The organism is Brevundimonas sp. AAP58, assembly GCF_001295975.1.
Classification (GTDB): Bacteria; Pseudomonadota; Alphaproteobacteria; order Caulobacterales; family Caulobacteraceae; genus Brevundimonas.
In genome coordinates this window covers 1-5,301 of sequence record NZ_LJHU01000068.1, presented here as the reverse complement: position 1 = coordinate 5,301, position 5,301 = coordinate 1, and the positions used below count along the sequence as shown (strand labels likewise).

5 protein-coding genes and 1 pseudogene are annotated in these 5,301 nt (G+C 66.4%); 3 read left to right on the top strand and 3 right to left on the bottom strand.

Annotated elements, in window-relative coordinates:
* The 3 genes from IP78_RS09635 to IP78_RS09625 form a co-directional block, all read left to right on the top strand.
* Positions 1 to 399, top strand: a 399-nt coding sequence (locus tag IP78_RS09635) for a LysR substrate-binding domain-containing protein (protein ID WP_231680978.1), incomplete at its 5' end; no start/stop codon positions are given.
* Positions 400 to 531: 132 nt separating this feature from the next.
* Positions 532 to 939 carry a hypothetical protein gene (locus tag IP78_RS09630; RefSeq protein ID WP_054111472.1) on the top strand — a complete coding sequence of 136 codons (408 nt, stop codon included), beginning with the start codon at positions 532 to 534 and terminating at the stop codon, positions 937 to 939.
* A 118-nt stretch (positions 940 to 1,057) separates the two neighbouring features.
* Positions 1,058 to 1,450 (top strand): hypothetical protein, encoded by a 393-nt coding sequence (locus tag IP78_RS09625; RefSeq protein ID WP_156320354.1) that lies wholly within the window; start codon positions 1,058 to 1,060, stop codon positions 1,448 to 1,450.
* 15 nt (positions 1,451 to 1,465) lie between these two features.
* On the opposite strand, the pseudogene IP78_RS09620 reads toward IP78_RS09625, so the two are convergent.
* The 3 genes and pseudogenes from IP78_RS09620 to acnA form a co-directional block, all read right to left on the bottom strand.
* Positions 1,466 to 1,816: pseudogene (locus IP78_RS09620) on the bottom strand (aconitate hydratase); the annotation flags it as partial.
* A 57-nt stretch (positions 1,817 to 1,873) separates the two neighbouring features.
* Positions 1,874 to 2,227, bottom strand: coding sequence for a hypothetical protein (locus IP78_RS09615; RefSeq protein ID WP_054111469.1), 354 nt, complete (start codon positions 2,225 to 2,227; stop codon positions 1,874 to 1,876).
* Between the two features lie 32 nt (positions 2,228 to 2,259).
* Positions 2,260 to 4,953: an aconitate hydratase AcnA gene (gene acnA / locus IP78_RS09610; protein WP_054111468.1), complete on the bottom strand. Its 2,694-nt coding sequence runs from the start codon at positions 4,951 to 4,953 to the stop codon at positions 2,260 to 2,262.
* Positions 4,954 to 5,301 lie beyond the last annotated feature (348 nt).

Here is a 5,301-nt window from a genome sequence, read left to right as displayed (position 1 = left end):
GGGGACGACGAAATCCTCGCCGCCGCTCCGGTTGGCCATCCGCTAGCGGCGGGCGGCGACATCCAGCCCGGCGCGCTGAAGGGCGAGGACCTGATCCTGCTGGAAGACGGCCACTGCCTGCGCGACCAGGCCCTGGCCGCCGTCGAGATCGACGCCCCGCGCGGCGAGGACGTCTTCGCCGCGACCAGCCTGCATACGCTGGTGCAGATGGTGTCGTCGGGGCTGGGCGTGTCCTTCCTGCCCGCCATGGCGGTGCGGGCCGGGCTGGCCGACGACGCCGGTGTCGTCATCCGATCCTTCGCCGCCGAGGCCCCCAGCCGCGAGATCGTCGTCGCCTGGCGCAAGGGCTCCAGCCGCGCGGCAGAGGCCCGCCTGCTGGCTGAGGCGATGCGGGTTTAGTCGCCGGGCATCCCGGCCTCGTTTCGGGTCCGCCCCACAATGTGCTATGTCCCAGGCAGTCGCGTAGCCACGCCTGTTTCTTGACAGGCACATGGAACGGTCGACGCTTCCGTCGGCCGACAGGAGGCCGCCATGATCCCCATCCGCCTGACGATCCTCGCCCTGGCCGCGAGCGTCGCCTTTCCCGCCGCCGCCCAGACCTATCGCGCCGTCCCGGCCACGCCGCAACAACAGCCCGGAATACGTGCGCCAGACCTCGATCCATCAAGCCAGGCCCACAGCGCGATCATGCTGAGGCTCAACGAGGTCGAGCAGACCGCCCGCCGGCAGATCGTGACGCTGGAATACGATGAGGCCACCGCCACGGCCGCAGGAGAAAGCTGGCCGCTCTCGTCTGACAACTTCAACAACAACCCCAACCGGGCGACCGCGCTTTGCAGCCAGGCCCTTGGCGACCGGTTCGGCAGGGTGGTTTCCTATCAACGCGCGCCCAGCGGCGACCGCTACTTTTTCAGCCGGGTCGTCTGCGAGACCCGGTAAGCGTCTCCCAGCGCTCCTGAGAACGGCCCCACCTTGCGCCCGGATCACGTTTCCCGGGACGCTGTGCGTCGGCGGGACCCGAAGACCACCACGGTCTCAATCATCAATGGAGGTGTCCATGCGTCGCGTCCTTCCGTTTCTTCTGCTTCTCTCACTGGGGTCGACGGCCACGGCGCAGGTTCGCGCATCTCCCCCTGGACCCAGTCAGGTCCCTGGACAGATCGCGGGGCCAGTCGCTCCGGCGTCGCCCCGGATCGAGATCTTCGTGCTGGAGCCGGAACTCGTCCATCTGACGAGCGCTGACGTCGTCGGCTGGAGCGCGGAAGACCGCATCCGCCAGGAAGCAGACAGCCAGTGCCGAACGGCGGCCGGGGGCGTCACCGGCGCCGTTCGATCCCTGTCCTATCGACTGCACACGGTCACCTCGTCCCAGATTCCGGACGGGGTAGAACTGACGCTGGCACCGGGTTCGCGCTACTTCAAGCGACTGGTCTGCGAAGTCCGTTACTGAGCCCGGGCGGCCGGATCAGGCCGCCAGGTTCCGCAGCACGTAGGGCATAACCCCGCCGGCCTTGAAGTAATCCAGCTCAGTCTGGTTATCTATGCGGCAGCGCACGGGGAACCGCGCCATCTTGCCGTCCGACGGGCGGAACAGCTCGACCCACAGGTCCTGACGCGGACGCAGCTTGCCGATGTTGACGTCGGACAGGCCGCGGATGGTCACGATCTCCTCGCCGGTCAGGCCCAGCTTGGTCCAGCCGTCGGCCTTGAACTGCAGCGGCACCACGCCCATCCCGACCAGGTTCGAGCGGTGGATGCGCTCATAGCTTTCGGCGATGACGGCGCGCACGCCCAGCAGACGCGTGCCCTTGGCCGCGTCGCTAACGCGCGGCCTCTGGCCGAGTCGATGCGGCTGGATTGAGGGCCTAGCGGGTCAGTTATTGCGCTTCAGGAGACTGCTCCACACGCTCTTGCCAAGCTCGATCTGGAACAATGCGACGCCGTAGATAAGCAACGCGATTGCAAGCATGAATATGGGCGCAAATATCCACTCTAACAGCGTCCAAGAATTGTTTAGAGCCATAAGGCTGAACACGATAGCGCTCCAAGCCAGGAGCAAGCCAAACAGGATTTTGCGAAAAAGCTTCTCGCCTGCTCCAATCGGTTTCGGCACCGGCCTCGCCGAGCGCACGGCAGCCTTCGGTTGCTCATGCGCGGCTTCAACTGCCTGCAGTTCACGACCTAGCTTGGCCAGCTGCTCATCGACGGATTGCCGTGGGGAAGTCATTCCCCACGGTATCACATCCGAGGCGTAGGGACCTACGCCGCCAAGTTCCTAAGCACGTAGGGCATCACCCCGCCGGCCTTGAAGTAATCCAGCTCGGTCTGGTTATCGATGCGGCAGCGCACGGGGAACCGCGCCATCTTGCCGTCCGACGGGCGGAACAGCTCGACCCACAGATCCTGGCGCGGACGCAGCTTGCCGATGTTGACGTCGGACAGGCCGCGGATGGTGACGATTTCCTCGCCGGTCAGGCCCAGCTTGGTCCAGCCGTCCGCCTTGAACTGCAGCGGCACCACGCCCATCCCGACCAGGTTCGAGCGGTGGATGCGCTCATAGCTCTCGGCGATGACGGCGCGAACGCCCAAGAGGCGCGTGCCCTTGGCCGCCCAGTCGCGCGACGAGCCCGTGCCGTATTCCTTGCCCGCAAACACGACCAGCGACCGGCCCTCGGACTGGTAGCGCATGGCCGCGTCATAGATCGACATGACGTCGCCCGACGGGAAGTGCCTGGTCAGGCCGCCCTCGATGTCGGGGACGATGCGGTTGCGGATGCGGATGTTGGCGAAAGTGCCGCGCATCATCACCTCGTGGTGACCGCGCCGCGCGCCGTAGGAGTTGAAGTCCAGCGCATCGACACCGCGCTCGGTCAGGTACTGACCGGCGGGCGAGGTCTTCTTGATCGAACCGGCCGGGGAGATGTGGTCGGTGGTGATCGAGTCGCCGAAGATGGCCAGGACGCGGCCCTCGACAACGTCCGTGACGGGCGTCGGCTCCATCGACAGGCCCTCGAAATAGGGCGGGTTGGCGACGTAGGTCGAGCTGTCGTCCCAGGCATAGGTCTGGCCGCCGGCGACCTGGATGGCCTGCCAGTGGGCGTCGCCCTTGAACACATCGGCGTAGCGTTTGGCGAACATGGCCGAGGTGACGGCCTTCTTCTGGATGGCGGCGATCTCGGCGGTCGTGGGCCACACGTCCTTCAGGAAGACGTCCTTGCCCTTCTTGTCCTGGCCGATCGGGTCCTTGGTGATGTCGATTCGCATCGAACCGGCCAGCGCATAGGCCACGACCAGCGGCGGCGAGGCCAGGTAGTTGGCCTGGACGTCGGGGTTCACCCGACCCTCGAAGTTGCGGTTGCCCGACAGGACGCTGGTGGCGACGATCGCGTTCTCGTTGATCGTCTTCGAGATCGCCGGGTCCAGCGGACCCGAGTTGCCGATGCAGGTGGTGCAGCCGTAGCCGACCAGGTTGAAGCCGAGCGCGTCCAGCTCCTTCTGCAGGCCGGCGGCCGTCAGATAGTCGGTCACGACCTGCGAGCCCGGAGCCAGCGAGGTCTTGACCCAGGGCTTGGTCTTCAGACCCAGCTTGTTGGCCTTCTGCGCCACCAGGCCGGCCGCGATCAAGACCGAGGGGTTCGACGTGTTGGTGCAGGAGGTGATGGCTGCGATGACCACGTCACCGTCGCCGATGTCGAAGCTTTCGCCCTCGACCGCCGCGCGCGGGGCGTCGGCGGGACGGTTGAACACCTCGCCCAGCGCCGTCTCGAACGAGGGGGCGGCGACAGTCAGTTCAACGCGGTCCTGGGGACGCTTCGGTCCCGCCAGCGACGGGACGACGGTGGACAGATCCAGTTCCAGCACGTCGGTGAAGATCGGGTCTTCGGAGGTCTCGTCGATCCAGAGCCCTTGCGCCTTGGCATAGGCCTCAACGAGCGCCACGCGGGCCTTGTCGCGACCCGTGGCGGTCAGATAGCCGATGGTGGCCTGGCTGACGGGGAAGAAGCCGCAGGTGGCACCGTATTCCGGGGCCATGTTGGCGATGGTGGCCTGATCCTCGATCGTCAGGTTGGCGACGGCCGGGCCGAAGAACTCCACGAACTTGCCGACCACGCCCTTCTTGCGAAGCATCTGGGTGACGGTCAGCACCAGGTCGGTGGCGGTGGTGCCTTCGGGCATGGTACCGGTCAGCTTGAAGCCGATGACCTCGGGGATCAGCATGGGGATGGGCTGGCCCAGCATGGCGGCCTCGGCCTCGATGCCGCCGACGCCCCAGCCCAGAACAGCCAGGCCGTTGATCATGGTCGTGTGGCTGTCGGTGCCGACGACGGTGTCGGGATAGGCGACGGTCTTCTTGCCTTCCTCGGCGGTCCAGACGGTCTGGGCCAGGTTCTCCAGGTTCACCTGGTGGCAGATGCCGGTGCCCGGCGGCACGACGCGGAAGTTGTTGAAGGCCGAGGAGCCCCAGCGCAGGAAGTTGTAGCGCTCGATGTTGCGCTCGTACTCGCGCTCCACGTTCTGCTGGAAGGCGCCCGGGGTACCGAAGTGGTCCACCATCACCGAGTGGTCGATGACAAGATCGACGGGAACCAGCGGATTGATCTTGGTGGCGTCGGCACCCAGCGCGCTCATGGCGTCGCGCATGGCGGCCAGGTCGACCACGGCGGGCACGCCGGTGAAGTCCTGCATCAGGACGCGAGCGGGCCGGAAGGCGATCTCGTGCTCGACGGAGCCCTTGTTCTGGGTCCAGGCAGCGATAGCCTTCAGGTCATCGGCGGTGACGGAGACGCCGTCCTCGTTGCGGAGCAGGTTCTCCAGCAGCACCTTCATGGAGCGCGGCAGGCGGCTGATGCCTTCCAGACCGGCTTCCTCGGCGGCGGGAAGGCTGTAATAGGCGTACTTCTTGCGCCCGACGGTCAGGTCCCGGCGGGTGGAAAGGCTGTCGACTGACGGCATGGGAGTGTTCCTCTGGTCAAGGCCGCCCGGACATCCGGTTCACCTGTCTCGCGGCGATCGCAGGGGCGCACAGGTCCCCGGCGCGCGCGGCGACAGCGCGCTGCGGCGTCGGCGGATATAGCCGTGGTCGGACAAGGCGTCCATGAGTCCCCGATGGATGCGGGGACATTGAGAACGGGTCGCAGGCCACCACCCTTCTCCCCCTGCGGGAGAAGGTGGCCCGGAGGGCCGGATGAGGGGTACGAAGATGCAGGCACGCTCGTGGACTTGACCCTCAAGGCCAGAACCGAGTTGCACCCCTCATCCGACCTCGCTGCGCTCGGCCACCTTCTCCCGCAAGGGGAGAAG

Coding starts and splice junctions, on each gene's coding strand:
- IP78_RS09630 (WP_054111472.1), top strand. CDS start 532: ATGATCCCCATCCGCCTGACGATCCTCGCCCTGGCCGCGAGCGTCGCC.
- IP78_RS09625 (WP_156320354.1), top strand. CDS start 1,058: ATGCGTCGCGTCCTTCCGTTTCTTCTGCTTCTCTCACTGGGGTCGACG.
- IP78_RS09615 (WP_054111469.1), bottom strand. CDS start 2,227: ATGACTTCCCCACGGCAATCCGTCGATGAGCAGCTGGCCAAGCTAGGT.
- acnA (WP_054111468.1), bottom strand. CDS start 4,953: ATGCCGTCAGTCGACAGCCTTTCCACCCGCCGGGACCTGACCGTCGGG.